Source organism: Bradyrhizobium shewense, assembly GCF_900094605.1.
Lineage (GTDB): Bacteria > Pseudomonadota > Alphaproteobacteria > Rhizobiales > Xanthobacteraceae > Bradyrhizobium > Bradyrhizobium shewense.
The window spans coordinates 251,532-278,141 of sequence record NZ_FMAI01000008.1; the positions used below are offsets into that span (position 1 = coordinate 251,532).

At 64.8% G+C, this 26,610-nt stretch carries 27 protein-coding genes; 20 read left to right on the forward strand and 7 right to left on the reverse strand.

Annotated elements, in window-relative coordinates; genetic code table 11:
• Positions 1 to 12: 12 nt before the first annotated feature.
• From hisS to GA0061098_RS17915, 3 genes are all read right to left on the reverse strand, one after another.
• Complete coding sequence (hisS, locus tag GA0061098_RS17905; RefSeq protein WP_091958562.1) at positions 13 to 1,533, reverse strand: histidine--tRNA ligase; 1,521 nt, start codon at positions 1,531 to 1,533, stop codon at positions 13 to 15.
• 166 nt (positions 1,534 to 1,699) lie between these two features.
• Positions 1,700 to 2,224 carry a YegJ family protein gene (locus tag GA0061098_RS17910; protein ID WP_091958566.1) on the reverse strand — a complete coding sequence of 175 codons (525 nt, stop codon included), beginning with the start codon at positions 2,222 to 2,224 and terminating at the stop codon, positions 1,700 to 1,702.
• A gap of 135 nt (positions 2,225 to 2,359) precedes the next feature.
• Entirely contained in the window at positions 2,360 to 3,442 is a 1,083-nt protein-coding gene (locus GA0061098_RS17915; RefSeq protein WP_091958570.1) for a branched-chain amino acid aminotransferase, read from the reverse strand.
• Between the two features lie 336 nt (positions 3,443 to 3,778).
• Between GA0061098_RS17915 and GA0061098_RS17920 the strand changes: the two genes are divergently transcribed.
• From GA0061098_RS17920 to GA0061098_RS17930, 3 genes are read left to right on the forward strand one after another with little or no spacing between them, the layout of a single operon-like run.
• The gene (locus tag GA0061098_RS17920; protein ID WP_028140157.1) at positions 3,779 to 4,321 is read left to right on the forward strand and encodes a MarR family winged helix-turn-helix transcriptional regulator; all 543 of its coding nucleotides are present in this window, start codon (positions 3,779 to 3,781) and stop codon (positions 4,319 to 4,321) included.
• Positions 4,318 to 5,049: a response regulator gene (locus GA0061098_RS17925; RefSeq protein WP_091958574.1), complete on the forward strand. Its 732-nt coding sequence runs from the start codon at positions 4,318 to 4,320 to the stop codon at positions 5,047 to 5,049. The genes GA0061098_RS17920 and GA0061098_RS17925 overlap by 4 nt, the downstream gene beginning before the upstream one ends.
• A gap of 18 nt (positions 5,050 to 5,067) precedes the next feature.
• Positions 5,068 to 6,456 carry an ATP-binding protein gene (locus GA0061098_RS17930; RefSeq protein ID WP_091958577.1) on the forward strand — a complete coding sequence of 463 codons (1,389 nt, stop codon included), beginning with the start codon at positions 5,068 to 5,070 and terminating at the stop codon, positions 6,454 to 6,456.
• A 102-nt stretch (positions 6,457 to 6,558) separates the two neighbouring features.
• Here GA0061098_RS17930 and GA0061098_RS17935 read toward each other — a convergent pair whose 3' ends face one another.
• Together GA0061098_RS17935 and GA0061098_RS17940 are read right to left on the reverse strand one after the other, a co-directional pair.
• Positions 6,559 to 7,089, reverse strand: a complete 531-nt coding sequence (locus GA0061098_RS17935) for a DUF3617 domain-containing protein (protein WP_091958582.1) — start codon at positions 7,087 to 7,089, stop codon at positions 6,559 to 6,561.
• Positions 7,090 to 7,132: 43 nt separating this feature from the next.
• The gene (locus GA0061098_RS17940; RefSeq protein ID WP_091958585.1) at positions 7,133 to 7,432 is read right to left on the reverse strand and encodes a hypothetical protein; all 300 of its coding nucleotides are present in this window, start codon (positions 7,430 to 7,432) and stop codon (positions 7,133 to 7,135) included.
• Positions 7,433 to 7,617: 185 nt separating this feature from the next.
• Between GA0061098_RS17940 and GA0061098_RS17945 the strand changes: the two genes are divergently transcribed.
• From GA0061098_RS17945 to GA0061098_RS17960, 4 genes are all read left to right on the forward strand, one after another.
• Entirely contained in the window at positions 7,618 to 8,079 is a 462-nt protein-coding gene (locus GA0061098_RS17945; protein WP_091958589.1) for a hypothetical protein, read from the forward strand.
• Between the two features lie 120 nt (positions 8,080 to 8,199).
• On the forward strand, positions 8,200 to 8,892 hold the full coding sequence (locus GA0061098_RS17950) for a ribonuclease T2 family protein (RefSeq protein WP_091958593.1): 693 nt from the start codon (positions 8,200 to 8,202) through the stop codon (positions 8,890 to 8,892).
• A gap of 175 nt (positions 8,893 to 9,067) precedes the next feature.
• Entirely contained in the window at positions 9,068 to 9,928 is an 861-nt protein-coding gene (locus GA0061098_RS17955) for a 23S rRNA (adenine(2030)-N(6))-methyltransferase RlmJ (protein ID WP_091958597.1), read from the forward strand.
• Between the two features lie 264 nt (positions 9,929 to 10,192).
• Positions 10,193 to 10,408: a cold-shock protein gene (locus GA0061098_RS17960; RefSeq protein ID WP_008544396.1), complete on the forward strand. Its 216-nt coding sequence runs from the start codon at positions 10,193 to 10,195 to the stop codon at positions 10,406 to 10,408.
• A 114-nt stretch (positions 10,409 to 10,522) separates the two neighbouring features.
• Here GA0061098_RS17960 and GA0061098_RS17965 read toward each other — a convergent pair whose 3' ends face one another.
• The gene (locus tag GA0061098_RS17965) at positions 10,523 to 11,146 is read right to left on the reverse strand and encodes an outer membrane protein (RefSeq protein ID WP_165637436.1); all 624 of its coding nucleotides are present in this window, start codon (positions 11,144 to 11,146) and stop codon (positions 10,523 to 10,525) included.
• A gap of 249 nt (positions 11,147 to 11,395) precedes the next feature.
• On the opposite strand from GA0061098_RS17965, the gene uvrC reads away from it, so the two are divergent.
• The 9 genes from uvrC (at position 11,396) to GA0061098_RS18010 (ending at position 20,179) form a co-directional block, all read left to right on the forward strand.
• Positions 11,396 to 13,450 carry an excinuclease ABC subunit UvrC gene (gene uvrC, locus GA0061098_RS17970; protein WP_091958600.1) on the forward strand — a complete coding sequence of 685 codons (2,055 nt, stop codon included), beginning with the start codon at positions 11,396 to 11,398 and terminating at the stop codon, positions 13,448 to 13,450.
• A 97-nt stretch (positions 13,451 to 13,547) separates the two neighbouring features.
• Complete coding sequence (gene pgsA / locus GA0061098_RS17975; protein WP_018318354.1) at positions 13,548 to 14,165, forward strand: CDP-diacylglycerol--glycerol-3-phosphate 3-phosphatidyltransferase; 618 nt, start codon at positions 13,548 to 13,550, stop codon at positions 14,163 to 14,165.
• Complete coding sequence (gene moaD, locus GA0061098_RS17980) at positions 14,162 to 14,413, forward strand: molybdopterin converting factor subunit 1 (protein ID WP_091958605.1); 252 nt, start codon at positions 14,162 to 14,164, stop codon at positions 14,411 to 14,413. Before pgsA ends, moaD begins: the two co-directional genes overlap by 4 nt.
• 3 nt (positions 14,414 to 14,416) lie before the next feature.
• Positions 14,417 to 14,899, forward strand: coding sequence for a molybdenum cofactor biosynthesis protein MoaE (locus tag GA0061098_RS17985; protein ID WP_091958609.1), 483 nt, complete (start codon positions 14,417 to 14,419; stop codon positions 14,897 to 14,899).
• Positions 14,899 to 15,858, forward strand: a complete 960-nt coding sequence (prmB, locus tag GA0061098_RS17990) for a 50S ribosomal protein L3 N(5)-glutamine methyltransferase (RefSeq protein WP_091958613.1) — start codon at positions 14,899 to 14,901, stop codon at positions 15,856 to 15,858. The genes GA0061098_RS17985 and prmB overlap by 1 nt, the downstream gene beginning before the upstream one ends.
• Before the next feature lie 90 nt (positions 15,859 to 15,948).
• Positions 15,949 to 16,536: a hypothetical protein gene (locus GA0061098_RS17995; protein ID WP_091958616.1), complete on the forward strand. Its 588-nt coding sequence runs from the start codon at positions 15,949 to 15,951 to the stop codon at positions 16,534 to 16,536.
• Positions 16,537 to 17,667: a YihY/virulence factor BrkB family protein gene (locus GA0061098_RS18000; protein ID WP_091958621.1), complete on the forward strand. Its 1,131-nt coding sequence runs from the start codon at positions 16,537 to 16,539 to the stop codon at positions 17,665 to 17,667.
• Positions 17,668 to 17,815: 148 nt separating this feature from the next.
• Positions 17,816 to 19,309, forward strand: coding sequence for an EAL domain-containing protein (locus GA0061098_RS18005; protein WP_091958625.1), 1,494 nt, complete (start codon positions 17,816 to 17,818; stop codon positions 19,307 to 19,309).
• Positions 19,310 to 19,324: 15 nt separating this feature from the next.
• Positions 19,325 to 20,179, forward strand: a complete 855-nt coding sequence (locus tag GA0061098_RS18010; protein WP_091958629.1) for a TIGR01459 family HAD-type hydrolase — start codon at positions 19,325 to 19,327, stop codon at positions 20,177 to 20,179.
• A 153-nt stretch (positions 20,180 to 20,332) separates the two neighbouring features.
• On the opposite strand, the gene GA0061098_RS18015 is transcribed toward GA0061098_RS18010, so the two are convergent.
• Positions 20,333 to 20,728, reverse strand: a complete 396-nt coding sequence (locus GA0061098_RS18015) for a response regulator (protein ID WP_008567674.1) — start codon at positions 20,726 to 20,728, stop codon at positions 20,333 to 20,335.
• Between the two features lie 229 nt (positions 20,729 to 20,957).
• Here GA0061098_RS18015 and GA0061098_RS18020 point away from each other — a divergent pair, with 229 nt between their 5' ends.
• The 4 genes from GA0061098_RS18020 (at position 20,958) to GA0061098_RS18035 (ending at position 26,470) form a co-directional block, all read left to right on the forward strand.
• Positions 20,958 to 21,929 (forward strand): bifunctional riboflavin kinase/FAD synthetase, encoded by a 972-nt coding sequence (locus GA0061098_RS18020; RefSeq protein ID WP_091958632.1) that lies wholly within the window; start codon positions 20,958 to 20,960, stop codon positions 21,927 to 21,929.
• 205 nt (positions 21,930 to 22,134) lie between these two features.
• Entirely contained in the window at positions 22,135 to 25,143 is a 3,009-nt protein-coding gene (ileS, locus tag GA0061098_RS18025; RefSeq protein WP_091958636.1) for an isoleucine--tRNA ligase, read from the forward strand.
• Positions 25,144 to 25,154: 11 nt separating this feature from the next.
• A complete protein-coding gene (gene lspA / locus GA0061098_RS18030) occupies positions 25,155 to 25,649 on the forward strand; it encodes a signal peptidase II (RefSeq protein WP_091958640.1) in 495 nt (164 codons plus the stop codon).
• A gap of 95 nt (positions 25,650 to 25,744) precedes the next feature.
• Entirely contained in the window at positions 25,745 to 26,470 is a 726-nt protein-coding gene (locus tag GA0061098_RS18035; RefSeq protein WP_091958645.1) for a hypothetical protein, read from the forward strand.
• Positions 26,471 to 26,610: the final 140 nt, after the last annotated feature.

Sequence of the window (26,610 nt, forward strand, 5' to 3'; positions counted from 1 at the left end):
TTGGCGGAATAGCTATCCCCACTTTACGTCATGGCGGGCCAGGACCTCGCGCACCTTGGCGACGAGATCGGCTTCGCTGCACGAGAACTGCGCCGGGCGGCTTTCACGCCATTCCTGGTTGGAGGCGATCGCAGCCGCCGCCTTGGCGCCTTCGATCAGATCCTTGATCTGCAGCTCGCCGCGCGCCTTTTCATCCGAGCCCTGGATAATCACGCACGGTGAATTGCGGCGGTCGGCATATTTGAGCTGATTGCCCATGTTCTTGGGATTGCCGAGATAGAGCTCGGCGCGGATGCCGGCAGTGCGCAAGCTTGCCACCATCTTCTGGTAGTCGGCGACGCGGTCGCGTTCGAACACGGTGACGACCACGGGGCCGAATTCGGGCCGCGTGTCGAGCTTTCCGAGCAGCGTCAGCGCTGCCTGGAGCCGCGAGACGCCGATCGAGAAGCCGGTCGCCGGCACCGGCTCGCCGCGGAAACGCGAGACCAGGCCATCGTAACGCCCACCGCCGCCGACCGAACCGAACCGCACGGGGCGGCCCTTCTCGTCCTTGGTCTCGAGCAGCAGTTCGACTTCGTAGACGGGGCCGGTGTAATATTCGAGGCCGCGCACGACGGATGGGTCGATCTTGATGCGGTCCGCACCGTAGCCCGAGGCCGTGACCAGCTTGGCGATCTCTTCCAGCTCGCTGACGCCGGCCTGGCCGATCTCGCTCTTGGCGAGGTAAGTTTCGGCCGCGGCAATGGCCTCTTTCCAATCGTCGCGCGGTTTGGTGATGGCGAGCACGACATCAGCCTCCGCCTCGCTCAAATTGGCGCCCTTCGTGAAGTCGCCCTTACCTTCCTCGCCGCCGTCCCATCGTCCGGGACCGAGCAGCTTGCGCACTTCGTCGGCGGAAAACTTGTCGAGCTTGTCGATGGCGCGCAGCACCGTCAGACGGCGTGCGGCGTTCTCGTCGCCACCAAGCCCGATGGCTTCGAGCACGCCGTCGAGCACCTTGCGGTTGTTGACCTTCACGACATAGGAGCCGCGCGCAATGCCGAGCGCTTCCATCGTGTCCGCGGCCATCATGCAGATCTCGGCATCCGCCGCCGGCGTTGCCGAGCCGACCGTGTCGGCGTCGAACTGCATGAACTGCCGGAAGCGGCCCGGGCCGGGCTTTTCGTTGCGGAAGACATAGCCGACCCGGTAGCTGCGGTAGGGCAAGACCAGAGCGTCGGTGCCGTAGCGCTCGCCGACATAGCGGGCGAGCGGCGCGGTCAAATCGTAGCGCAGGCTGATCCACTGCTCGTCGTCGTCCTGGAACGAGAACACGCCCTCGTTGGGGCGGTCCTGGTCGGGCAGGAACTTGCCGAGCGCATCGGTGTATTCCATCGCCGGCGTCTCCACCGGCTCGAAGCCGTAGAGCTCGTAGACGGCGCGGATCTTCTCGACCATCTCGCGCGTCGCGCGGATCGCCGAGGGATCGCGATCCTCGAGCCCGCGCGGCAGGCGCGCCTTCAGTTTCTGGGGTTTTTTGGATTTCTCGGCCATGCGCGGCATTTACCAGCCGGGGCGCGGGGCGGCAACCGGTGCTTAGGGAACGCCGTCATTCCGGGGCGATGCGCAAGCATCGAACCCGGAATCTCGAGATTCCCCGGTGCACAATTGCGCACCTGAGGTCTGGTCCTTCGGACCATTCCGGAATGACGGCCAACCTTTACGGCTGCTCCATCCGCGCCCTCAGGGCATCCGCGTCCGCCTTCGGCAGCGACTTCAGTGTCGGCTTGATGGTTTCGCCGCCGACGATCTTGCCGTTGCGCATGAACATCCAGTCCGAAATGTCAGCCTCGGTGAACTTGACCTCGTCGCCGGCCCGCTTGCCGGGCAGGTCACGCGGTTCGTTGGCGAAGAGACCAGAATAGGTCCCGTCTGGCCGCTTCTTCACCTCGCCGATCCAGATGTGCTCACCGCCCTTGCGGGTCGAGAAGCGCACCTTCAGGGCGTGCCCGGCCTCCGACGGCTTTGGCGATTGATAGGAGGCCCAGAAGGTCGACAACGTGCCGCGGGCGCGCGCGATCGCGGCATTCATTTCGGGATCGCTGGTGCGCACATCGACGATCGGCGAGCGATCTTGCGCGACCACCTCATGCATCGGGCCGATGGTCAGGATGCCGAAAACGGAAACGCCGATGATTACGGCGAGAACGACCCATTTCATGGGTTGGGAGAGTTTCGTTGCCATGGTCGCGATGTCCTGATGTCCAGATGTGTCCAGACTTTGTCGCGTGTCGGCAACGGCGCGTTCAGTGCACGAAAAACCACAAACGATGCGCGTTTCCCCTCTCCTCACGAGAGGAGAAACGCGCATCGCCGCATCTCAAAACACCTTGCGGATCCAGTTGTGGGGATCGTTGGTGCGGCCGTACTGGATGTCGACGAGCTGCTTGCGCAGGCCCATGGCGACGGGGCCGGCGGCGCCCCCCGAGATCTCGAAATCGCCGCTCACCGAGCGCACCTTGCCGATCGGCGAGATCACGGCCGCGGTGCCGCAGGCGAACGCTTCCTTGAGCTTGCCGCTGGCCGAATCCTTGCGCCACTGGTCGAGCGAATACGGCTCCTCGCGCACGGTCTTGCCGGCATCCTTTGCGAGCGCGATGATGGAGTCGCGAGTGATGCCGGGCAGGATGGTACCGAGCGGCGGCGTCGAGAGCGAACCGTCGTCGAACACGAAGAACACGTTCATGCCGCCGAGCTCCTCGATATAGCGACGCTCGACCGCGTCGAGGAAGACCACCTGATCGCAGCCATGCTGGATCGCTTCGGCCTGGGCACGCAGGCTCGCAGCGTAATTGCCGCCGCATTTGACGGCACCGGTGCCGCCGACGGCCGCGCGCGTGTAATTCTCCGAGACCCAGATCGACACCGGCGCAGGCCCGCCCTTGAAGTAAGAGCCGACCGGCGAAGCGATGACTGCAAAGATGTATTCGGACGACGGCTTGACGCCGAGGAAGGTCTCGCTCGCGATCATGAAGGGCCGCAGGTAAAGGCTGCCCTCGCCGCCCGGCATCCAGGCGCGGTCGATGCGCACGACCTGCTCGACCGCCTCGATGAAGACGTCCTCGGGCAGCTGCGCCATCGCCATGCGGTCGGCGGAATCCTTGAAGCGCCGCGCATTGGCGTCGGGGCGGAACAGGTTCACGCCGCCATCGTCGCGCTTGTAGGCCTTGAGGCCCTCGAAGATTTCCTGGGCGTAGTGCAGCACCGCGCCGGCCGGATCCATCTGGAAGTTGGCGCGTGCCTCGACACGCGCCTCGAACCAGCCGCCCTTGGCCTGGTTGTAGCGCACGATCGCCATGTGATCGGTGAAGACCCGTCCGAAGCCGGGGTCCACCAGCTTGGCCACGCGGTCCTTCTCGGGCGTCGGATTGGATGCGGGCTGGATGTCGAATTTCATGCTCATGTCCTTGCCTCCCGCTGCCGGTGGCGGCGCCGTTCTGGCGCCGGCCTGCCCCTTTCGGGCCCGGCTGGCTTGATTGGTTTTTAGGCCGGATCACCGCCAGCCTTGTTACGGCCGGTTTCCGTGGCCAGCATATCGCCGAGGACATGCTTTTGCGGAAGGCGGAAGTCCAGTATGTTTTGTCGAAACGCCGCTCGACAATCGCACGGTAGATCTGATCCGGCCGTCGTCGCCTGTCCGGCTCTCTCCAGCCGCCCTGCTTCGATGCCACCCGCGCGAACGATCTAAAATTTCGTGCTGGTCAATCGTTTTGTAACATTGAACCCAAGATACGTCAATATGCCTGACATAAATTTCGCGACTTCCTCTCACGACGCCGCCGAGCCCAAGCCGGCCGCAGACGACGGAGGCAATTTGCGCTGGGATATCATCGAGCTACTGTTCTTCGCCTATCGCGACTTCGTCGGCGACCCCGACCAGGAGCTGGAGGCTTTCGGCTTCGGCCGCGCCCATCACCGGGTCATGCACTTCGTCTACCGCTATCCCGGCCTCAAGGTCGCCGATCTGCTCGACGTCCTGCGCATCACCAAGCAATCGCTCGGCCGCGTGCTCAAGCAGCTGCTGGACGAGGGCTACATCGTGCAGAAGACCGGTGACAATGACCGCCGCCAGCGCCTGCTCTACGCAACGCCGAAGGGCGAGGCGCTGGTGCAGAAGCTCGCCGGTCTGCAGACCACGCGGATCACCAAGGCGCTTGCCGAAATGGGTCCGCAGGATGCCGAGACGGTCAAGCGCTTCCTGCGCGCGATGATCGATCGCGACGATCCAGACAAGGTGCTCGAGACGATCTTCGCTTCTGTCAACCACGACGCCAAGGAGTGACCGTGACGCTCGCTGCCACTCTCGCCCGCCCGCCGGCACGCCCGGCCGATGACGCGCCGCATCTGCTGCTCGTCGACGACGACCGCCGCATCCGCGATCTGCTCTCGCGCTTCCTCGCCGCCGAGGGCTACCGCGTCACCACCGCCGCGAGTGCCAGCGATGCACGTTCGAAACTGCTGGGCCTGCATTTCGACCTCTTGATCCTCGACGTGATGATGCCCGGCGAGACCGGCTTCGATCTCGCCCGCTTCATCCGGACATCCTCCTCGGTGCCGATCGTGATGCTGACGGCACGACACGAGGCGGAAGCGCGCATCGAGGGCCTGCAGATCGGCGCCGACGACTACGTGGCGAAACCGTTCGAGCCGCGCGAGCTGGCGCTGCGCATCAACAATATCCTCAAGCGCGCCGCTCCGCCGCCGCAAGCCACGGCGGTGGAGAATATCGCGTTCGGCCCCTACGTCTATCATCTCGATCGCGGCGAGCTGCGCCAGGGCGAGGAGGTCATCCACCTCACCGACCGCGAGCGCGAGATGCTGCGCATTCTCTCGGAGACGCCGGGCGAGACCGTGCCGCGCAGTGCGCTGACCGGCAACGGCAGCGTCAACGAGCGCGCCGTCGACGTGCAGATCAACCGCCTCAGGCGCAAGATCGAAACCGACCCCGCCAATCCGCTGTTCCTCCAGGCGGTGCGCGGCATCGGCTACCGGCTGGTAGCCTCGCCATAAATCAGTGAAGCGCGACCGATGAGCACGATTGATACCGGCCTGACGCTGCTCCGAAGCGCCGCCGGCCGCGTCTCCGCCGCCAATGGTTGGATGGGCAACGCGTTCAAGGGCTGGATGCCGACCGGCCTCTACGCCCGCGCGCTCCTCATCATGATCGTGCCGATGGTGGTGCTGCAATCGGTCGTCGCCTTCGTGTTCATGGAGCGGCACTGGAATACGGTGACGCGCCGACTGTCGGCCGCAGTGGTGCAGGACATCGCCGCGCTGATCGACGTCTACAAGGGTTATCCGCAAGATAAGGATCGCGACCAGATCCGCCGTATCGCGCAGCAGCGCCTCGGCCTCGTCGTCGATTTCCTGCCCGCCGGCGACATGCCGCCGCCGGGACCAAAGCCGTTCTTCTCGCTGCTCGACCAGACGCTGTCGGTGCAGCTCGGCCGCCAGATCGGGCGCTCGTTCTGGATCGACACGGTCGGCCGCTCCAATCTCGTCGAGATCCGCATCCAGCTCGACGATGCCGTGATGCGCGTGTTCGCGCAGCGCAGCGCCGCCTATGCCTCCAACTCGGAGATATTCCTGTTCTGGATGGTCGGCACGTCGTCGATCCTGCTGATCGTCGCAGTGCTGTTCCTGCGCAACCAGATCAAGCCGATCCTGCGTCTTGCGGACGCCGCCGAAAGCTTCGGCAAGGGCCGCGAAGCGCCGAACTTCCGCCCCAGGGGCGCGCGCGAGGTGCGGCGCGCAGCGGTCGCCTTCCTCGAAATGAAGTCGCGCATCGAGCGCACCATGGAGCAGCGCACCGCGATGCTCGCCGGCGTCAGTCACGATCTGCGCACCATCCTGACTCGCTTCAAGCTCGAGCTGGCGCTGATCGGCGACAGCCCCGAGCTCGAGGGCATGCGCAAGGACGTCGACGAAATGTCGATGATGCTGGAAGATTATCTCGCCTTCGCCCGCGGCGATTCCGGCGAGCAGTCGCAGCCGACCGACATGGCGCAGGCGCTCGAGGAGCTGCGCGGCGATGCCGAGCGCCACGGCCATACCGCGACCGTCGCCTTCCACGGCCTGCCCGTGGTGACGGTGAAGCCGGCCTCGTTCAAGCGCTGCCTCGCCAATCTCGTCACCAACGCGGCGCGCTACGGCAAGGCCATCGCCATCGCCGGCCAGCGTGATCACCGTTATTTGACCGTGACGATCGACGACGACGGCCCCGGTATTCCCGCGCATTTGCGCGAAGAAGTGTTCAAGCCGTTCCTGCGGCTCGACAACGCCCGCAACCAGGATGAAGGCGGCACAGGCCTTGGCCTTGCCATCGCCCGCGACATCGCCCGCTCGCATGGCGGCGACATCACCCTCGGCGACAGTCCGATGGGGGGACTACGGGCGAGCGTCAGGATACCGGTGTAGCTGCCGTAGCCCGGATGGAGCGAAGCGCAATCCGGGATTCTTTCTCGCAATCGACGCAAGGCCCCGGATTTCGCTGCGCTCCATCCGGGCTACGATCTCGCCCTACTTCGGCAGCAGCGCCTTCAGCTTATCCATGTCGCGCACGTTCATCTTGAAGCCGCCGGGCATCACGATGTCGCCGGGCTTCTGGTCGGGCTTGCAGGCCCCAAGCCATTTGGCTTGCAGCGTCATGGTGGCATCGCGTCCCGCAGCGCCGGCGACACCGCCTTGTGCGTGCGAGGAGGTCTTCACCGTGTAGGCCGAGTTGAAATCGCCCGTGATCTCGGCATGCGAGGTCGTGCTGACGCCGGCGACGCTGCACTCGGAATCGCTGACATAGCCGGTCGCGGTCTTCTTGATCTCCTGCTTGGCGCAGATCTGCTTGGCCATCGGGGAGACGTTGTTGCTCATCTCCTTGTCGACGGTCTCGTCGGTGCAGTGCTGCATGGTCATCTCGGGCACGGGCGAGCCGCTCGTGACCAGTTTCATGTCCCAAAGACCGGCCTTGCGCACCGGCAGGTCGTCGGCAAAGGCACCGCCTGCCGAAACCACGAGGCAAAGGGCCGAGCCGAGCAAAGCGAGTTTGCGCGTCATGTGAAAAGGCTCCCGGCTGAGAGTGCGGCGTTACGACAGCGCCTCAGTAGAGCGTGCGGATCGGCTGGTCGGCGGCGCCATAAGGCACCCAGCGGCAGGAGAACGAGATGTAACCGCCCTCATAGGCCTGCACCGCCAGGAATTTCACGACTTTGCCATAGCGCGCGCAGTGATCGACTGCGGCCTGGCGCGCATCGACCTGGGTGGCCATCGAATAGGCGATGATGCCGCCGGTGTCGTTGCCCTTGAACGGCGGCACATAGTCGGCGCGCGCCGACTGGCTCGCCGTCATACCCGAGACAACCAGGCTGGCGAGAAGACCCGCGGCCGCAATGATTCGCATTCCCGTCACTCCAATTGGCTGGCGGGCAGTTTACGGTGCCGGGAGGGAAGTGAAAAGAACGGAAGCCCTGCCAACCACGAAGTTGTGGTCAACTCCTGGCGAAGTGTTGCCGCGCTGCACTTGACCTCCCCCGGCCTTCGCGGCACCGTCCAACCTTCGCAAGACTTTAGCTGTCCGGATTGACCATGCGCGCCCCCTTCCTGAAATTGCTCCGCTATGCCGCCGTGCTCGGCCTCATGTTCGGAGCGATGTCGCTCGGTGAGGCCAGGGCCGCCAATCCGCTCGAGCTGAACTTCTGGCTAAGCGGACCGCGCTATGACGGCGCCGTCGCCGATTGCGACAGGGCGCTGCCGACCATCGCCACCCAGTTCTGGGAAAAGGAAAGCACTTTCTGGAATTCCTCGTTGAGGATCACCGGCTTCTCCGCCGTTCGCGAGACCGCATTCCGGCCCTGGCAGTCCGACAATATTCCGCGCCGCTATTGCACCGGCGAGGCCATGCTCACTGATGGCAAGGTGCGCAAGGTGCACTTCTCGATCATCGAGGATGGCGGCTTCGCCGGCTATGGCAACGGCGTCGAATGGTGCGTGGTCGGACTCGACCGCAACTGGGCCTATAATCCGGCCTGCCGCGCCGCCAAGCCCTAGCTAAACAAGCCCTGATTCGGGCCGATCAGGCGACCGGATGACGGCCGCCCGAATTTTGTTCTTGAAATGTTCCCATCGCCTGCTAGGCTTCCTCACACAGTCTAGTTGAGGGGCGTCGCCATGTTTCATTCCAGATTGCATTTGTTTTCCCGTCTCGTGATCTCCCTGACCCTTGCCGCCGGACTGGCCTTGCTCGCCGGCAGCGCAAATGCCCAGGACAAGCGGCAGAACGCGCCCGGCGAATTCGACTTCTATGTGCTGTCGCTATCGTGGTCGCCCTCATTCTGCGAGGAGGCGGCCGAGCGTGGAGGCCGCTCGCAAATCCAGTGCAGCGGTCGGCCCTACGCCTTCGTGGTGCATGGGCTGTGGCCGCAATATGAGAATGGCTTCCCGGAATATTGCCAGCGGCCCGCACCGCGGCTGAACCGCAGCATCGTTTCCTCGATGCTCGATTTGATGCCGGCGCCGGGCCTGATCTTCAACGAATGGGACAAGCACGGCACCTGCTCCGGCCTCGAGGGCCGCAGCTATTTCGAGACGATCCGCAAGGCGCGCGCTGCGATCAAGATCCCGGCCGAATATCTCGATTTGTCGCAGGCCAAGACGGTGGCGCCGGCGGAGGTCGAAGAGGCCTTCATCAAGGCCAATCCGGGGCTGAGCAATGCCGCCGTCTCGGTCACCTGCAACCGGACGCGGCTGTCCGAGGTCCGTATCTGCCTCAGCAAGGACCTGCAATTCCGCGCCTGCGACGAGATCGAACGCCGCACCTGCCGCCGCGATCAGGTGACGATGCCGCCGATCAGGGGCGGTTAGGATTTGTTCGCCGTCATTCCGGGGCGTGCGGAGTGCGAACTATGATGCGCAGTTGCGCATCTGAGAATCCATCTAGCAGCATGTTCCGTGGCGAATTGGATTCCGGGCTCGGTGCTGCGCACCGCCCCGGAATGACGGGAGTTACTTTCATCGTGCGATGTCGTAACTCTTCGCCATGAATTACCGCCACGCCTTCCACGCCGGCAACTTCGCCGATGTCATCAAGCACATCGTGCTGGCGCGCATCATCACCTATCTGCAGGACAAGCCGGGGGCGTTCCGCGTCATCGACACCCATGCCGGCGCCGGTCTCTACGATCTCGACAGCGACGAGGCGCGCCGGGGCGGCGAATGGCTGACCGGCATCGCGCGGCTGATGCAGGCACGCCTGTCGAACGAGACCCTGGCGCTGGTACAACCCTATCTCGACATCGTCCGCGCCTTCAATCCGAGGGGTGAGCTTAGGGCATATCCGGGCTCGCCCTTGATTGCGCGCGGCCTGCTCCGGCCGCAAGACCGGCTCGTCGCATGCGAGCTCGAGCCGAAGGCGCGGAAAGCGCTGATCGCCGTGCTGCGCCGCGACGAACAGGCCCGCGTGGTCGACCTCGACGGCTGGGTGGCACTGCCGGCCTTCGTGCCGCCGAAGGAGCGGCGCGGCCTCGTGCTGATCGATCCGCCCTTCGAGGCCAAGGACGAGTTCGAGCGGCTGGGCGAAGCATTCTCCACAGCCTTCGCGAAATGGCCAACCGGCATCTATGTCATTTGGTATCCCGCTAAGAACCGGCGCGCCACCGACACACTGGTCCAAACGGTGGCGCGGCTCGCAGCTGCAGCAAAGCCACCGGGAAATTGTCTGCGCCTCGAGTTCAGCGTCGCGCCTCAGCTCGATGGCGGGGCGCTCGCCTCCACCGGGCTCCTCATCGTCAATCCGCCCTACACGCTGCAGGGCGAGCTCAAGACGATCCTGCCCGAGCTGGAAATGCCGCTCGGCCAAGGTGGTGTTGCCAGATTCCGATTGGAGGTGCCCAAGCCTTAAAGCGAGGCCGTAACACTCCGGCATTCTTGGGAAAAATATGCAGGAGCGGTAGTCAATCTGCAGAGAACCGTATTATGCTGTTTCCGTGACTGGCTTTACGTTCCGCTTCCGCGAATGGTTGCGGCGGAGTGAAGGCCTAAGAAAGATCCGGCCGGACCGTTAAGGTCCGCCCAAGGATGGCCAGCTCCCGGGCTCCGTAGTGCCCCGTCATGTCGTGACGTGAGTCTGCGTCGCGGCGGAGGAGCAATGAGGGGGAGTTTCCCGATGGCCATGACGGGAACGGTCAAGTTTTTCAACGGCGAACGCGGCTACGGATTCATCAAGCCTGACGACGGCGGCCGCGACGTCTTCGTACATATTACTGCTGTGGAGCGGGCCGGACTGAAGGACCTTGCGGAAGGACAGCGTATCACTTTCGAAGTCGAACCCGACAAGAAGGGGAAGGGACCGAAGGCGGTCAATCTGGTCATCCTGTCTTAGCGGGCCTGACGCACAACATTCGGCGCAATACTTGGCGCAAAAAATACCTGGCGCAAAAAATTCCCGGCCGCGAGCGGCCGGGAGGTTGTGGTCCGGTATTTTCTTCTTCAGCTATCAGAAACGATAGTTCACGCCGGCGCGCACAACGCTGGCGCTATAGCCGTTTGACACCCCTGTAATTGCGAACTGTGTCGTCGACAGATCGATGTAGAGATATTCCAGCTTGGCGCTCCAGTTGGGGGCCAGACCGACTTCCGCACCGGCGCCGATGGTCCAGCCGGCGGTGGTGTGCGATTCCGTCCAGCCGAAGGTCTGCGCACGCAGCTCGCCGAAGGCGAGGCCGGCGGTGCCATAGAACAGCACGTTGCTGAAGGCATAGCCGGCGCGGCCGCGCAGGGTGCCGAACCACGGATTGGAGAATTTCCACGGTGCGAAGGTGTCGTCGGCACCGGCGGCCTGGATGTCGCCCTCGACGCCGAACACAAACGGGCCATTCTGGAAGTTGTAGCCGGCCTGCACGCCGCCGACGAAGCCCGACGGCTTCGAGGGGTTGTTGTCCACCGAGCCCCATTCATAGCCGATGTTGCCGCCGAGATAGGGGCCTGCCCAGCTGTACGCGTTGAGCGGCTGGTTGACGGTATAGGGCGCGCGCTGACCGTAATTCATGTCGGCGGCCTCCGCCGAAGCTATCCAGCCGGCGGCAACCAACGCGGCTGCGCCCACAACGAGCCTCTTCATCACACACTCCAACGCAACTGCCGTCACCGGTGCGGCGCCCGCGCCGCCGCGCAGGGCAAACCGCATGGTTACGGAACCACGACCTCTTCGCGTAAGATTTATCGAGAGTTTTAAGTTAAAGGGCTGTTAAGCCGGGTTACCGCGCTGTTAACAGGCTTAAGCAAGCGTTACCGGGAACTGCGCCGCCATCCTGTGCGTGCCGCACGGCCGGAACTTCAAATCGGCACCCCCAGCGCCTAAATTCGCTCCATGGTTCACGATTCCACCGACAATCCGGACGACCGCGCGCGCAAACCCGTGCGTGGCGCCGCGCCGGACGTCCCAGCCGAGACGCCTCCGGATCTCGATCCCGCCACCAGCGGCGGCGATGACGAGGACGATGCGCGGCTGCCCGATATCCTGGAAGAGAGCGGCGCGGTCGGCGAGGAGCCCTTGGCGACCGGCCATGAGGCGATCGAGCGCGCGGTGCGGCTCGCCCCGACCTCGCCCGGCGTCTATCGCATGCTCAATGCGAATGCCGACGTGCTCTATGTCGGCAAGGCCAAGAACGTCAAAAAGCGCCTCTCCAACTATGCGCGCCAGAATGCGCCGCAGCCGGCCCGCATCCTGCGCATGATCGCAGCCACGGTGACCGTGGAGATCGTCTCGACCAACACCGAGACCGAGGCGCTGCTGCTGGAAGCCAACCTCATCAAGCAGCTGCGGCCGCGCTTCAACGTGCAGCTGCGCGACGACAAATCGTTTCCCTACATCCTGATCACCGGCGACCATTGGGCGCCGCAGATCCTGAAACATCGCGGCGCGCAGAGCCGGCCGGGGCGCTATTTTGGTCCGTTCGCCTCCGCCGGAGCCGTCAACCGCACCATCACGGCGCTGCAGCGCGCCTTCCTGATCCGCTCCTGCACCGATTCCTTCTTCGAGAGCCGCAGCCGGCCCTGCCTGCTCTACCAGATCCGCCGCTGCGCCGGCCCCTGCACCCGCGAGATCGACTTTCCCGGCTATACGACCCTGGTGCGCGAGGCGAGCGACTTCTTGTCCGGCAAGAGCCATGCGGTGAAGCAGGAACTTGCAGGCGAGATGGAGAAGGCGTCCGGTGAGCTCGAGTTCGAGCGCGCCGCGCTCTACCGCGACCGCCTCGCCGCGCTCTCGGCGATCCAGTCGCAGCAGGGCATCAATCCGCGCACGGTCGAGGAAGCCGACGTGTTCGCCATCCATCAGGAGGGTGGCTTCTCCTGCGTCGAAGTGTTCTTCTTCCGCACCGGCCAGAACTGGGGCAACCGGGCCTATTTTCCGCGCGCGGAAAAGACGTACACCCCGGAAGAGGTGCTCGGCTCCTTCCTCGCCCAGTTCTACGACGACAAGCCGCCGCCGAGGAACATCCTGCTCTCGCACGAGATCGAGGAAAGCGAGCTGCTCGCCAATGCGCTGTCGATCAAGGCTGGCCACAAGGTCGAGGTCACCGCGCCCAAGCGCGGGGAGAAAAAGGAACTCGTCGCCCACGCGTTGACCAATGCGCGCGAGGCGCTCGGCCGCAAGCTCGCGGACACCGCCACGCAAAGCCGCCTGCTCGACGCCATCGCCACGACGCTGAGCCTGCCGCATTCGCCCAAGCGCATCGAGGTCTACGACAACAGCCACATCCAGGGCACCAATGCGGTCGGCGCCATGATCGTCGCCGGCCCCGATGGTTTCGTGAAGAACCAGTACCGCAAGTTCAACATCAAGTCGGAAGGGATCACGCCGGGCGACGACTTCGCCATGATGCGCGAGGTGCTGGAGCGGCGCTTCAAGCGCCTGATCAACCCGCCCGAGGAGAGTGCGACCAAGGCGAAGGACGACGATTTCCCGCAATGGCCCGATCTCGTCATCATCGACGGCGGCCGCGGCCAGCTCAACGCCGTCCGCGAGATCTTTGCAAATCTCGGCCTGACCCAGGTGTCGCTGATGTCGGTCGCCAAGGGACCGGACCGTGATGCCGGCCGCGAGACCCTATTCATGCCCGAGCGTGAGGCGATCAAGCTGGAGCCGCGCGACCCCGTGCTCTATTTCATCCAGCGGCTGCGCGACGAGGCCCACCGCTTCGTCATCGGCTCGCACCGCAAGCTGCGCAAGAAGGACATCCGCGAGGCCGGTTTGCAGGAAATTCCGGGCATCGGCCCGTCACGCAAACGTGCCTTGCTGCATCATTTCGGAACCCTGAAGGAGATCGAACGGGCCTCGATCGCCGATCTCGGCAAGGTTCCGGGGGTCAGTGCCGAGAGTGCGCGCAGGATTTTCGAGTATTTCCATCCCCAGCCGGGATGAATTAAAGGGGGACCGCAGTCATATGATCGTCGTGTCCGCACCTCATTTGGGGTGCGGGACGGTTGACGTTCAGGCAGCAGCGGTATTGGTAGGACGGATGAACATCGCCACCACACGAGGGACGACCAGCCGCGCGATGTCCCTCCCCAACATCCTGACCTATGGCCGGATCGCCGCGATCCCGGTCGTCGTCGGATGCATCTATGCGCAGTCGATTCTGGATCAGCCGCTCTGGCTGCGCTGGGTGGCGGTGGCCCTCTTCATCGCGGCCGCGGTCACCGATTACCTCGACGGCTATTACGCGCGGATCTGGAATCAGCAATCGGCGTTCGGCCGGATGCTCGACCCGATCGCCGACAAGCTGCTGGTCGCCTCGTGCCTGCTGATGCTGGCCGCCGACGGCATCATCCATGGCTGGTCGTTGTGGGCCGCCATCGTCATCCTGTGCCGCGAGATCCTGGTCTCGGGCCTGCGCGAATATCTCGCCGCGCTCCGCGTCAGCGTACCCGTGACCAAGCTTGCGAAGTGGAAGACCACGGTCCAGCTCGTCGCCATCGGCTTTCTGCTCGCGGGACCTGCCGGCGACGAGGTGGTGCCCGTCGTCTCGATGATTGGCCTCGCGCTGCTATGGGCCTCGGCGATCGTGACCATCTACACCGGCTACGATTATTTCCGCGCCGGCATCCATCACCTCATCAAGGAGGACGAGGGATGAAGGTGAAGTATTTCGCCTGGGTGCGCGAACGCGTCGGCAAGGCGGAGGAAACCATCGAGCCGCCGGCGACCGTGCGCACCGTCGAGGACCTGATCGCCTGGCTGTCCGGCCAAAGCGAGGCCTATGCCTACGCGTTCGAGAAGCCGAAGGTGATCCGCACCGCGATCGACCATGCCCATGTCAAATCGGATGCCGCGATCGCGGGCGCCCGCGAGATCGCGTTCTTCCCGCCGATGACCGGCGGCTAGGCCATGACTTCCCCTGTCGCCAGCTGCTCCGTCACCATTCGCATCCAGGAAGACGATTTCGACATCGCGCGCGAGATCGCGGTCCTGACCAAGAGCCGGACCGACATTGGCGCGGTCGTGAGCTTCTCCGGCATCTGCCGCGCGGACGATGACAGCGCCAAGGTCGCCGCGCTCACGCTCGAGCACTATCCTGGCATGGCCGAGGAAGAGATCAGGCGCCATGCCGACGAGGCGACCTCGCGCTGGCCGCTGAACGGCGTCACCGTGATCCATCGCGTCGGCCGCTTCATGCCGGGCCAGAACATCGTGCTGGTGCTGACCACCTCGCAGCACCGCCAGGCCGCATTCCAAGCGGCCGAGTTCCTGATGGATTACCTCAAGACCAGCGCCCCGTTCTGGAAGAAGGAAGAGAGCGCCACCGGCACCGGCTGGGTCGAGGCCCACGCCCGCGACGACGAGGCCGCCGCACGCTGGACCAAATCCTGATGGCAAAAGCATCCAAAAAGACCGTCGGCGGCCGCGCCGCGCCCAAGCTCGCCAAAGTCGGCCCGGGCGAACTTCTCACGCTGCTCGATTTCGTCCGCTACGGGGTGAGCCGCTTTGTCGAAGCCAAGCTCGCCTTTGCGCACGGGACGACCGATCCGGTTGCCGAAGCAGCCTTCCTGGTGAGCGAAGCGCTGCATCTCAATCCCGAGCAGTTCGAGATTTTTGCCAACGCACGGGTCACGGCGGCCGAAGGCAAGACCATCCTCGACCTCATCCATCAACGCGTCACCACGCGCAAACCGGCCGCCTATCTCGTTAACAAGATCTACATGCGCGGCCTGCCCTTCTATGTCGACGAGCGCGTCATCGTTCCGCGCTCCTTCATCGGCGAGCTCCTGGAGTCGCATTTCGGCGGCGAAGGCAATGCTGGAGCGCTGATCGACGACCCTACGGGCGTCGAGCGCGTGCTCGATCTCTGCACGGGATCCGGATGCCTCGCCATCCTCGCCGCGCATCATTTCCCGAACGCCGCCGTCGATGCCGTCGACATCTCCAAGGGCGCGTTCGAGGTCGCCACGCGAAATATCGGCGAATATGGGCTCGAGGACCGGATCAGCCTGTATCGCGGCGATCTGTTCGCCCCGCTCGGCGATGCGCGTTACGACCTGATCATCACCAACCCGCCCTATGTCGACGCAGAAGGCATGGCCGCACTGCCGCCTGAGTGCCGCGCCGAACCCAAGCTCGCCTTCGACGGCGGCGCCGACGGCCTCGACGTGGTGCGCCGCATCCTGGCTGAGGCGCCCGATCATCTCACCCCGGACGGCGGATTGATCTGCGAGATCGGCCGCGGCCGGGAATTGGTCGACGAGGCCTTCCCGGAACTGCCGCTGCTCTGGCTCGACACCGAGGACTCCGAGGGCGAGGTGTTCTGGATCGCGGCCGCCGATCTCGGCTGATTCGACACGCGGACGGAGCTCCGTCGGAACAACTCAAATAGCGCCACGTTCATCCCCCGACGAATTATCTCGCTCTCGGAGGATGTCCGCATGCTCGCGCCATCGGGCGAATTGCTGCGCGCCGGCATGGCGCTGAAGCTCAACCACCTCAAGCGCGCCGCGCAATCGTATTTGCGTGACCGCACCAGCCAGGCCACCGGACGCGCGACGTCCTACGCGGTCGCGGCCGGTCTGTTCGCAGTGGCCGGGCTGTTCGTGATCGCGACCTTCTTCGTCGGCCTGATCGCCCTCTACCGCTGGGTTGCAATCACCTACGGACAATTCTGGGGCTTTGGTGCCGTCGCCGCCGTGCTGCTGGTGCTCGCCGTGGTCTGCGCCGGCGTCGCCATGGCGATGATGAAGCGGCCGACCAAGCAGATCGTACCGCTCGCCAGCCGGATGCGCGTTGCGATCGCTTCCCCGCGGATTCCGCGCGGAACGGTCAAGCAGGCGGTGAAGGAGGTCGCGACGACGATTCCCCTGGTGCCGCTCGCGCCGGGCGAGCGCGGCCATGGCAGAAGGGCCTCACCCGTTCGCACCAACCGGCCCGTGCAGCTTGGCCTGATGCTCGCGGCGATTGGGCTGGCGGGGTTCACGGCGGCGCGGCGCAGACGTCACGGTCAAAGATTGGACGCTTGAATGCTGGTGCGGCGCTCCGAACAGCTGGATTCCTGGCTGCTGGTGGCCGCCACGGCCGTCTTCGTGCTGACGGCGGAGCGCTACTTTCAGGACAGGGACCTGGTCCCATCGGGGCCGCCGCAAGACCATCGCAAAGGCGAGGCGAATTCTCCGGAGACGCACCCCGCGCGCGCGGCCGTGCAGCCCGGCCATGGCCGCCGCGCCAAGAGCCCGTTTGAGATCCCCTGGAAGGGCTGGAAGGATATCTTCTGGCGGACCTATCAGCGCATCGACGAGGATCGCCTTCTGGCGACAGCGGGCGGCGTCGTGTTCTTCGGGCTGCTCGCGATCTTTCCGGCGGTTACGGCGCTGGTTTCCTCCTACGGCCTGTTCGCCGATCCCAAGACGATCAGCGCCAATCTGCAGACGCTCGCGACGATGCTCCCTGAGGGCTCGTTCCAGATCGTCGAGGATCAGGTGGCGCGCGTGGTCTCGCATGGCAGTACCACGCTCGGTGCGACGTTCCTGTTCGGCCTTGTGCTGGCGATCTGGAGCGCCAATGCGGGCGTCAAGGCGATCTTCGATGCACTCAACGTCGCTTATGAGGAGCGCGAGAAGCGCAGCTTCATCAAGCTTAATATGGTGTCTCTGGCCTTCACGGTCGGCGGCATCGTGGCGCTGCTGGTGATGGTGGGGCTTGTCGTTGCCTTCCCGCTGGCGCTCAATCATCTCGGCATGGCGCCCGAAAGCAAGCTGATCGTGGCGCTGGCACGATGGCCGCTCATGTTCCTCGTCCTGCTGGTGGCGCTTGCGATTCTCTACCGCTTCGCGCCCAGCCGCGATGCGCCGCGCTGGCAATGGCTCAGCCTCGGCGCGGTGATTGCCGCCATTCTCTGGATCGCCGGCTCGGCGCTGCTCTCTTGGTACCTCTCGGAGTTTGCCAATTACAATGCGACCTACGGCTCGCTCGGCGCCGCCATCGGTTTGATGACCTGGATGTGGATGTCGGCGATCGTCATCATGTTCGGCGCCGAGCTGAATTCGGAGATCGAACGGCAGACGCTGAAGGACACGACCGAAGGGCCGCCCAAGTCGCTCGGCACCCGCGACGCCGTCTCGGCCGACACGGTCGGAGCCGCCGCGCCAGCCTGACCGCGCCCGAGAACGGGCTGCTATCCCCTCGAATCAACAATGATGTTAAGCTCATGCGGCTTGGGGGAGCATGAGGCGTGACGGGATCGTACAGCGGCCCGTGTTTTCCCGGGTGAGGCAGTCAGCTCTTTGAGGCGTAGCGCGCGGCATGATTCGCATTTCGACGATCTTCATCGCCATCTGCATGGTACTGGTCGCGGCCTCGCTCGGGCTTGTGCTCTACGCAGTCGCCGGCATCAGCGGAACCGAATCCGCGATCGTGGCGCTGACCGTGCTGACCTTCCTGATCCTCTACAACGCGGTCTCGATGCGGCTGCGCGACCGCAGCGACGTCGGCGGCCAGATCGCCGACCTGTCGCGCGGCACCGCCGACCTCGCCCGCCAGGTGGCGGAGTTCGGCCGCCGGTTAGCCGCGATCGAGGGACGCATCGCCTCGTCCAATTCGACCAACTCCGACCGCATCCAGTCGGTGGTCGGCGAGATCAACGAGCTCGGCGGATTGGTCAGGCAACTCGCCACCACCGTATCGACCCATGAGGATCTGTTGGCCGGCAATGCGCCAGCTCCGGCTCCCGTTCCCGCTCCGATCGCCAGGCTGGAGCCGGAGGCGCCGATCGACCTGATTGCGCCGTTCGAGGAGCGGCCGGCGGCCCCTCCCCCGCTGCCCGCACCGCCGTCACGACCGGCACCGGCGGTCCAGACCCTGGCCGCCAATCCGGTTCCGGCAGTCAACGGGCGCAACCAGACCCAGCTGCTGGCGACGCTGCGCAACGCGATCGACGAAAACCGCATCGACATCTTCCTCCAGCCGATGGTGACGCTGCCGCAACGCAAGGTGCGGTTCTACGAGGCGGTGACGCGCCTGCGTGACGAGCGCGACCAGCTGATCGCCGCCGAGGAGTTCATCAGCATCGCGGAAGCGTCCGGCCTGATCGGGCGCATCGACAACATGGTGATGCTGCGCTGTGTGCAGGTGCTGCGGCGCCTGATGGTGCGCAACAAGGACGTCGGCGTGTTCTGCAACGTCGCGGCCTCCACGCTCGGTAATTCCACCACCTTCGCGCAATGCCTCGACTTCCTCGAAGCCAACCGGGCGCTGGCGCCCTCGCTGGTGCTGGAGTTCAAGCAATCGACGTTCCGCAGTCTCGGCCCGGCCGAGACCGAGAATCTCGCGGCGCTGGCCCAGCGCGGCTTCCGTTTCTCGATCGATCATGTCACCGATCTCAGGATCGAGCCGCGCGAGCTGGCCGACCGCGGGGTGCGCTTCATCAAGGTGCCGGCCACGCTGCTGCTCGACCCCAGGCAGGCCTCCGCCTCGGACATCCATCCTTCGGACCTCTCCGACCTGCTCGGCCGCTTCGGCATCGACCTGATCGCGGAGCGGATCGAAGGCGAGCGCGCGGTCGTGGACCTGCTCGACTATGACGTGCGGTTCGGCCAGGGGTTCCTGTTCGCGCCGCCCCGGCCATTGCGGCCTGAGGGGGCATCTGCTACCGGCGGGGCCTCGCCGAACCAGGCGCAGGACATTCAGGGATCCAATGGCTCCGCTCCCCCCAGCCAAGGCGCGACATCTGGCGCGACGTCAGCCGCTCCTCCGGCACAACGCATCACCGGCAACGCGGCGCTCGCGCGCCGCATCTGATCGGCGCTGCGCATCATGACCACGCTGCATTTCGCCGAAAGCCTGCGCGAGCTCGTGGGCGGTGTCGATGTCGTGCTCAGCGACATCTGGGGCGTGGTCCATAACGGCCTAGAATCCTTCCCCGAAGCCTGCGAGGCGCTGCACACTTATCGCAGCCACGGCGGTACGGTGATCCTGATCACCAACGCCCCGCGCCCGGCCGACAGCGTGCAGCGGCAATTGCGCAAGCTCGGCGTCGCCGACGAGACCTATGACGCGATCGTTTCGTCCGGCGACCTGACCCGGCTCTATGTCGCCGAGCATCCCGGCCGCAAGATGTTCTGGCTGGGCCCCGAGCGCGACAACTCGATCTATCGCGGCCTCGACGCGAAAACCGCGCCGCTGGAGGAAGCCGACTACATCGTCTGCACCGGCCTCTATGACGATGAGACCGAAACGGCGGAAGACTATCGCGGCATGATGCTGAAGGCGCGCGAGCGCAAGCTGACGCTGGTCTGCGCCAACCCCGACATCGTGGTCGAACGCGGCGACCGGCTGATCTATTGCGCCGGCGCCATCGCGGAGCTCTATCGCGAGCTCGGCGGCGAAGTGATCTTCTACGGCAAGCCGCACCGGCCGATCTATGAGCGCGCGATGGCACTCGCCGGCGAACGCCAGGGCCATCCGATCGACCGGAAGAAAGTGCTGGCGATCGGCGATTCCGTCCGCACCGACTTAACCGGCGCGCGCGAATTCGGTATCGACTGCCTGTTCGTCACCCGCGGCATCCATGCCGAGGAGTTCGAGGGGCTCGATCAGCTCGACCCGGCATCGGTGATGGAATTGTTCGGCCACCCGCCGAAAGCGCTGATGCGCGAATTGAAGTGGTAGCGATCGTCATTCCGGGGCGGTGCGTTAGCACCGAACCCGGAATCTCGAGATTCCGGGTTCGCTCTTCGAGCGCCCCGGAATGACAGAAAAAAACGCAGAAAGCCCGGGACAAGCCCGGGCCTTGCGAATTCAGCCAAAAACTCAGGCGGCGCTTTACGCGCTCGCCATGTCCGGGAAGACCGCCTCGATCTTGGTCTTCAGCGTCGCCGCGTTGAACGGCTTGACAATGTAGTTGTTCACGCCGGCCTTCTTGGCCGCGATCACGTTCTCGGTCTTGGATTCTGCCGTGATCATGATGAAGGGCGTGGTGGCGAGGTTCGGATCCGCGCGCACTTCGCGCAGCAGGTCGTAACCCGTCATCGGCTCCATGTTCCAGTCGGAGATCACGAGCCCGTATTTCTTGCCGCGCATCTTGTTCAATGCTGCCGAACCGTCGCTGGCATCATCGATGTTCTCGAAGCCAAGCTGCTTCAGCAGATTCCTGATGATACGGATCATGGTGCTGTAGTCATCCACCACCAGAACCGGCATCGACAAATCAACCGCCATCTCGACTCCCCCAACACAAGCGCAGGAATATTACGATCGGACCTGCCCAAGCCGGAGCCCGGCAGTTCCACGCTCAAGGACTAGCACCAAGGCGTTAAACAGCGCGTTAATTGGGGACGCCCCCCAAGGACTGAAATCGCGTTCGATGCGGCCGCCCGCTCCCGCTTGACTTCATCCGGCCGGTCGCGCCACGGTCCCGGCCGGTCCCGCCGGTTTGAGAATTCCCCTGATGGCTCCGCATTTTACCGTTATCCGCGACACCACGCCGGTCTCCGCCATTCCGAGGGGTGCCGTGGTCGCGATGGGCAATTTCGACGGGGTTCATCTCGGCCACCGCGCCGTGATCGCCGCAGCCCTGGAAATGGGCCGGGCGCAGGGCCGCCCCGCGCTGGCATTGACCTTCGAACCGCATCCGCGGCGGTTTTTCAGCCCCAACACCCCTCAATTCCGCCTGACGGACGAGCGGGCCAAGCTGCGGCTTCTGGCCGGCACCGGACTTGCCGGCGCCGTGGTCATGACCTTCGACAAGGCCCGTGCCGGAACCAGCGCGCAAGACTTCATTCACCATGACCTGATCGGGCGGCTCGGCGTCAGCGGGATCGCGGTCGGCTATGACTTCCATTTCGGCAAAGGACGCGTCGGCTCGCCGAGCCTTCTGGTCAACGAAGCGCCCCGGCTCGGGATCGAGGTCGACGTGCAGCCCCATGTCGACATCGACGAGCGGCCGGTGTCCTCCAGCGCGATCCGGATCGCTCTCGCCGAAGGCCAGCTGGACGAGGCCACCACCATGCTGAGCGCACCCTGGTTCGTCACTGGCGAAGTGATCCATGGCGAGAAGCGCGGCCGCGATCTCGGCTACCCCACGGCCAACATGCGCCTCGACGCCAATTGCGGCCTGAAGCACGGCATCTATGCGGTGCGGGTCGGCCGCGGGCCTGAGCGGCTGGACGGGGTGGCGAGCTTCGGCCGCCGCCCGACCTTTGATAATGGCGCTCCCCTCCTCGAGATCTTCCTGTTCGACTTCAAGGGCGACCTCTACGGGCAGGCTCTGGACTGCGCCTTCGTCGGCTTCATCCGCGAGGAGCTGAAATTCGACAGCCTGGAGGCTCTGATCCGGCAGATGGACGACGATTCTGCCCGTGCCCACGCCATCCTGGCGGCTGCTCCGGACGCGTTTCCGACGCTCGGCACCATCGATTGAGCCTCGACCCCAGCCTCCCCGAACCTTTGCGCTTCCCTTGGCCCCCTGCTATGGAGAGCCCATGTTTTCGCGGCGCATCATAGGGATTAGCGGCCCGGCTTCCGCCTGAGCCTTCGGGGCTCGGCGCAAGACCGGGATTTTGTCGTTTCACCCCGCGATTCCGCATCGCCATCCGTTCCCGCGCCCTTCCGAGCCAGTCAGCCTCATGTCCGAAAAGCCGCAAAAGTCCCCAAAGTCTGAAGCCAAAGACTATTCGAAGACCCTGTTCCTGCCGCAGACCGAATTCCCGATGCGCGCCGGCCTGCCGCAGCGCGAGCCGGAGATCCTCAAGCGCTGGTACGAGATCGGCCTCTACGAGAAGCTGCGCGAGAGCGCCAAGGGCCGCGCCAAGTTCGTGCTGCATGACGGCCCGCCCTATGCCAATGGCAACATCCATATCGGCACGGCGCTGAACAAGATCCTCAAGGATCTCGTCACCAAGAGCCAGCAGATGCTCGGCTTCGATTCCAACTACGTGCCGGGCTGGGACTGCCACGGCCTGCCGATCGAGTGGAAGGTCGAGGAGGAGCACTATCGCAAGAAGGGCAAGCAGAAGCCCGACTTCCGCGACAGTGCCGCGATGATCGATTTCCGCCGGGAGTGCCGCGCCTACGCCACGCATTGGCTCGGCGTGCAACGCGAAGAGTTCAAGCGCCTCGGCGTCATCGGCGACTGGGATCATCCCTACGCCACCATGAGCTTCCCGGCCGAAGCCCAGATCGCGCGCGAGCTGATGAAGTTCGCGGCCAACGGCACGCTCTATCGCGGCTCCAAGCCGGTGATGTGGAGCGTGGTCGAGAAGACCGCGCTCGCCGAAGCCGAGGTGGAGTACGAGGACCACACCTCCGATACGGTGTGGGTGAAATTCCCGGTCACGTCGCCCGCGCACGGTGCGCTCGCCTCCGCAAGCGTCGTGATCTGGACCACCACGCCCTGGACCCTGCCCGGCAACCGCGCCATCTCGTTCTCGCCGAAGATCGCCTACGGCCTGTACAAGGTGACGGACGCACCCGCCGACAATTGGACCAGGACCGGCGATCTGCTGATCCTCGCCGACGCACTCGCTGAGGAAGTCTTCAAGCAGGCACGCGTGACGGCCTTCGAGAAGGTGCGCGATATCCCCGGCGACACCATGGACGCGATCGAATGCGCCCATCCGCTGAAGGGCCTTGCCGGCGGGTACGACTTCATCGTGCCGCTATTGCCCGGCGACCACGTCACCGACGACACCGGCACCGGTTTCGTGCACACCGCGCCCGGCCATGGCCGCGAGGACTTCGATGCCTGGATGGCGCAGGCGCGTGATCTCGATGCGCGCGGCATCACCACGGCAATCCCCTATACCGTCGACGAGAACGGCGCCTACACCGATCATGCGCCGGGCTTTGTCGGCAAGCGGGTCATCAACGACAAGGGCGAGAAGGGCGACGCTAACGAGGCCGTGATCAAGGCGCTCGTCGAAAAGGGCATGCTGCTCGCGCGCGGCCGGCTCAAGCACCAATATCCGCACTCCTGGCGCTCCAAGAAGCCGGTGATCTTCCGCAATACGCCGCAATGGTTCATCGCGATGGACAAGGATGTTGCGGTGAGCGGCAAGACCAAGAGCGGCGACACGCTGCGGGCCCGCGCGCTGCACGCGATCTCGGTGACGCAATGGGTGCCGCCTTCAGGCGAAAACCGCATCAACGGCATGATCGAGGCGCGCCCCGACTGGGTGATCTCGCGCCAGCGCGCCTGGGGCGTGCCGATCGCCGTGTTCGTTCGCGAGAAGGGCGACGGCTCCGCCGATATCCTCCAGGACGAGGCCGTCAATACCCGTATCGGCGATGCCTTCGAGCAGGAAGGCGCCGATGCCTGGTACGCGAAAGGTGCGCGCGAGCGCTTCCTGGGCGCACGGGCCAATGAAGACTGGCAGAAGGTCGACGACATCCTCGACGTCTGGTTCGATTCCGGCTCGACGCACGCCTTCGTGCTCGAAGACCCCGTGCAGTTTCCCGGGCTCGCCGGCATCAAGCGCAAGGTCGACGGCGGCACCGACACGGTGATGTATCTGGAAGGCTCGGACCAGCATCGCGGCTGGTTCCACTCCTCGCTGCTGGAAAGCTGCGGCACGCGCGGCCGCGCGCCCTACGACATCGTGCTGACCCACGGTTTCACCCAGGCCGAGGACGGCCGCAAGATGTCGAAGTCGCTCGGCAACACCATCGAGCCGCAGGCCGTCATCAAGGAATCCGGCGCCGACATCTTGAGGCTCTGGGTCGCGTCCTGCGACTACACCGACGACCAGCGCATCGGTCCCGAGATCCTGAAGAACACCGTCGAGACCTACCGCAAGCTGCGCAACACCGTGCGCTGGATGCTCGGCACGCTGCACCATTACAAGCCGGCCGACGCAGTGGCGCCTGCCGAGATGCCCGAGCTCGAACGGTTGATGCTGCACGAGCTCGCGATCCGCGCCGCTGCGGTCGACAAGGCCTATCGGGAGTTCGACTTCAAATCGGTGGTCGCGATCCTGTCCGCTTTCCTGAACAGCGAGCTCTCGGCGTTCTATTTCGACATCCGCAAGGATACGCTGTATTGCGATCCGCCGTCCTCGCCGACGCGCAAGGCGGCGCTGACGACGATCGACCTGTTGTGCGCCTCGGTCCTGAAATGGCTGGCGCCGATCCTCAGCTTCACCGCGGAGGAAGGCTGGCGCATGTACCGGCCCGAGGCAGAACCCTCGGTGCATCTGACCCAGTTCCCGACCGATCTCGAAGCCCTGCGCGACGACAAGCTCGCCGCGAAATGGGAAGCGATCCGCAACGTCCGCCGCGTCGTCACCGGCGCGCTCGAGCTCGAACGCGCCGCCAAGAACATCGGCTCCTCGCTGGAAGCGTCGCCGGTGATCTATGTCGCCGACCGGGACATGCTGATGACGCTGTTCGACGTCGACCTCGCCGAAATCTGCATCACCTCGAATTACGAGGTGCGCGAAGGCGAGGCGCCCGCCGATGCGTTCCGGCTCGATGCCGTCCCCGGTGTCGCGGTCGTGGTGGAGAAGGCGGTCGGCACCAAATGCGCCCGCTCCTGGAAGATCTCCCCGACGGTCGGCGAAGACGCTGAATACCCCGACGTCACCCCGCGCGACGCCAAGGCGCTGCGCGAGTGGAAGGCGCTGGGGGTGGCGGTCTGATCCCCCGGGCCATGACCCCGCTCCGCGCCGGCATCCTCGCGGCCCTGGTCACGCTCGTGGCCGACCAGGCCTCAAAGCTCTGGCTGCTGAATGGGTTCGACCTCGCCCGTCGCGGCGTGGTGAAAGTGACGCCGTTCTTCGACCTGGTGCTGGCCTGGAACATCGGCATCAGCTTCGGCTGGCTCCAGAACGACAGCCAGGCGGCACAGCTCGCGCTGATGGCCGTCAAGGCCGTCGCGGTGGTCGCGCTGGTGATCTGGATGGCCCGATCGCACACCCGGCTTGCCACGGTCGCGCTGGGCCTGATCATCGGCGGCGCCATCGGCAACGGCATCGACCGCCTCGCTTATGGCGCGGTGGTCGATTTCGCCCTGCTCCACATCGAGATCGGCGGAAACACCTATAATTGGTATGTGTTTAACCTCGCCGACGTGGCCATCGTTGCTGGGGTGGCGGGGCTATTGTATGATTCCTTCCTGGGGGTACCCGCCGCAAAAGCGCCCTGATCCCGGCCGATACGGACCGGCAGGTGGAACCCGGCCTTTGCGAGGGTTTGCCGCGTGCGAGCGGCGATCTGACACAATATGGAACAGGTACAGTAATGCGCAGCTCGAAGACCAGCATTTCGATGGTTCGAGACCCCCGATTGGGGCTTTGGCGGGCGTTGAAATTGTCCGCCGTCGCGCTCGGCATCGGTCTCGTCATGTCGGCTGGCGTAGCACGCGCCGGTGACGACGACGATGAAGATGACGGGATGACCTTCGAAGAGAAGATCATCGACAATCTGATGTCCGGCATCGGCGCCAAGAGCATGGAAAAGCCCGGCATCGAATACCGCGAGCGCTCGCCGCTGGTCGTGCCGCCCAAGCTCGACCTGCCGCCTCCCGCGACCCAGGCCAAGGCCGCTCCGAACTGGCCCAAGGACCCCGAGGAGAAGCGCCGCAAGGAAGCCATCGCCGCGCGCAAGAAAGCCACCAAGGAAACGGAAAACTGGCAGGCCGCCCGACCGCTGACGCCCGCCGAGATGAAGGCCGGCCAGGTCGCCGCAGCCCCCCGGACAAGCAATGACCCGATCCAGCCGGGCACCAATGGCAATCCGTCACTCAGCCCCGCCGAACTCGGCTTCTCCGGCGGCCTGTGGAATATGATGAAGGGCGGCAACGCCACCGAAGAAAAGAAATTCACCGAGGAGCCGCCGCGCCAGTCGCTGGTCGAGCCGCCGCCGGGCTATCAGACGCCGTCTCCGAACTACTCCTATGGCGCCGGGCCGGATAAGTCGCGGCGGACCTATTTCGACATCATGTCCGGCAAAGACAAGGAACAATAGCGTTCCTGTCCGACAGACGCGAACCCGCGCCGGCGATCATGTACGCCGGCCGAGGTGCATAAATTGCTGATCAGTAACTTGCCTATGCGTTGAGTTCTCTGCTTCGTGACGCGAAGCCTCAGCCGCACGGTGTAGCATGC

What these genes read in the sequence shown, in the direction of transcription:
- hisS (WP_091958562.1), bottom strand. Translation starts at nt 1,533, where the DNA reads ATGGCCGAGAAATCCAAAAAACCCCAGAAACTGAAGGCGCGCCTGCCG.
- GA0061098_RS17910 (WP_091958566.1), bottom strand. Translation starts at nt 2,224, where the DNA reads ATGGCAACGAAACTCTCCCAACCCATGAAATGGGTCGTTCTCGCCGTA.
- GA0061098_RS17915 (WP_091958570.1), bottom strand. Translation starts at nt 3,442, where the DNA reads ATGAGCATGAAATTCGACATCCAGCCCGCATCCAATCCGACGCCCGAG.
- GA0061098_RS17920 (WP_028140157.1), top strand. Translation starts at nt 3,779, where the DNA reads ATGCCTGACATAAATTTCGCGACTTCCTCTCACGACGCCGCCGAGCCC.
- GA0061098_RS17930 (WP_091958577.1), top strand. Translation starts at nt 5,068, where the DNA reads ATGAGCACGATTGATACCGGCCTGACGCTGCTCCGAAGCGCCGCCGGC.
- GA0061098_RS17935 (WP_091958582.1), bottom strand. Translation starts at nt 7,089, where the DNA reads ATGACGCGCAAACTCGCTTTGCTCGGCTCGGCCCTTTGCCTCGTGGTT.
- GA0061098_RS17940 (WP_091958585.1), bottom strand. Translation starts at nt 7,432, where the DNA reads ATGCGAATCATTGCGGCCGCGGGTCTTCTCGCCAGCCTGGTTGTCTCG.
- GA0061098_RS17945 (WP_091958589.1), top strand. Translation starts at nt 7,618, where the DNA reads ATGCGCGCCCCCTTCCTGAAATTGCTCCGCTATGCCGCCGTGCTCGGC.
- GA0061098_RS17950 (WP_091958593.1), top strand. Translation starts at nt 8,200, where the DNA reads ATGTTTCATTCCAGATTGCATTTGTTTTCCCGTCTCGTGATCTCCCTG.
- GA0061098_RS17955 (WP_091958597.1), top strand. Translation starts at nt 9,068, where the DNA reads ATGAATTACCGCCACGCCTTCCACGCCGGCAACTTCGCCGATGTCATC.
- GA0061098_RS17960 (WP_008544396.1), top strand. Translation starts at nt 10,193, where the DNA reads ATGGCCATGACGGGAACGGTCAAGTTTTTCAACGGCGAACGCGGCTAC.
- GA0061098_RS17965 (WP_165637436.1), bottom strand. Translation starts at nt 11,146, where the DNA reads ATGAAGAGGCTCGTTGTGGGCGCAGCCGCGTTGGTTGCCGCCGGCTGG.
- uvrC (WP_091958600.1), top strand. Translation starts at nt 11,396, where the DNA reads ATGGTTCACGATTCCACCGACAATCCGGACGACCGCGCGCGCAAACCC.
- pgsA (WP_018318354.1), top strand. Translation starts at nt 13,548, where the DNA reads ATGAACATCGCCACCACACGAGGGACGACCAGCCGCGCGATGTCCCTC.
- moaD (WP_091958605.1), top strand. Translation starts at nt 14,162, where the DNA reads ATGAAGGTGAAGTATTTCGCCTGGGTGCGCGAACGCGTCGGCAAGGCG.
- GA0061098_RS17985 (WP_091958609.1), top strand. Translation starts at nt 14,417, where the DNA reads ATGACTTCCCCTGTCGCCAGCTGCTCCGTCACCATTCGCATCCAGGAA.
- prmB (WP_091958613.1), top strand. Translation starts at nt 14,899, where the DNA reads ATGGCAAAAGCATCCAAAAAGACCGTCGGCGGCCGCGCCGCGCCCAAG.
- GA0061098_RS17995 (WP_091958616.1), top strand. Translation starts at nt 15,949, where the DNA reads ATGCTCGCGCCATCGGGCGAATTGCTGCGCGCCGGCATGGCGCTGAAG.
- GA0061098_RS18000 (WP_091958621.1), top strand. Translation starts at nt 16,537, where the DNA reads ATGCTGGTGCGGCGCTCCGAACAGCTGGATTCCTGGCTGCTGGTGGCC.
- GA0061098_RS18005 (WP_091958625.1), top strand. Translation starts at nt 17,816, where the DNA reads ATGATTCGCATTTCGACGATCTTCATCGCCATCTGCATGGTACTGGTC.
- GA0061098_RS18010 (WP_091958629.1), top strand. Translation starts at nt 19,325, where the DNA reads ATGACCACGCTGCATTTCGCCGAAAGCCTGCGCGAGCTCGTGGGCGGT.
- GA0061098_RS18015 (WP_008567674.1), bottom strand. Translation starts at nt 20,728, where the DNA reads ATGGCGGTTGATTTGTCGATGCCGGTTCTGGTGGTGGATGACTACAGC.
- GA0061098_RS18020 (WP_091958632.1), top strand. Translation starts at nt 20,958, where the DNA reads ATGGCTCCGCATTTTACCGTTATCCGCGACACCACGCCGGTCTCCGCC.
- ileS (WP_091958636.1), top strand. Translation starts at nt 22,135, where the DNA reads ATGTCCGAAAAGCCGCAAAAGTCCCCAAAGTCTGAAGCCAAAGACTAT.
- lspA (WP_091958640.1), top strand. Translation starts at nt 25,155, where the DNA reads ATGACCCCGCTCCGCGCCGGCATCCTCGCGGCCCTGGTCACGCTCGTG.
- GA0061098_RS18035 (WP_091958645.1), top strand. Translation starts at nt 25,745, where the DNA reads ATGCGCAGCTCGAAGACCAGCATTTCGATGGTTCGAGACCCCCGATTG.